This window comes from Duganella violaceipulchra (assembly GCF_019166075.1).
Taxonomy (GTDB): Bacteria; Pseudomonadota; Gammaproteobacteria; order Burkholderiales; family Burkholderiaceae_D; genus Rugamonas; species Rugamonas violaceipulchra.
Genome location: NZ_JAHTGR010000143.1, coordinates 1 through 398, shown reverse-complemented (window position 1 = coordinate 398; position 398 = coordinate 1). Strand labels below are relative to the sequence as shown.

1 protein-coding gene is annotated in these 398 nt (G+C 64.1%); it reads right to left on the bottom strand.

Annotated elements, in window-relative coordinates; translation table 11 throughout:
- On the bottom strand, positions 1 to 398 hold a 398-nt coding region (locus KVP70_RS33370; protein WP_217946728.1), incomplete at both ends, for an extracellular solute-binding protein.

Below are 398 nucleotides of genomic sequence, written 5' to 3'. Positions count from 1 at the left end.
AGATAGACCTCGTTGGCAACCTTGTTGGGCGGCATGTAACCGGTGGTCTCGGCCATGATCGCGGCGCCCTTGGCACCGGTCCAGAACTTCACCGCTTCCCAGGCGGCATCGCGCTTGGCCTTGTCCTTGGCGAGGATCAGCACGACATTGCCGCCGGCCGGCAGCCGGCCGGTGGAGGTGGCGACGTCGGGGAACGGTATCGTCTTCAGTGCGAACTTGCCGCCGATCATCTGCGTGACCTTGTTGAGGTCCGAGGTCGAGGTGATGTGAAAGCCGGTCTTGCCGGCCGCGAAAGCCGCGCGCATCGAGGGCTGGTCGAGATTGGGCATGCCGCCTTCATTGACGAGCCGTGCGATCATGTTGATCGCGAACTTGCCCTCCGGTCCGTCGAACGCGAC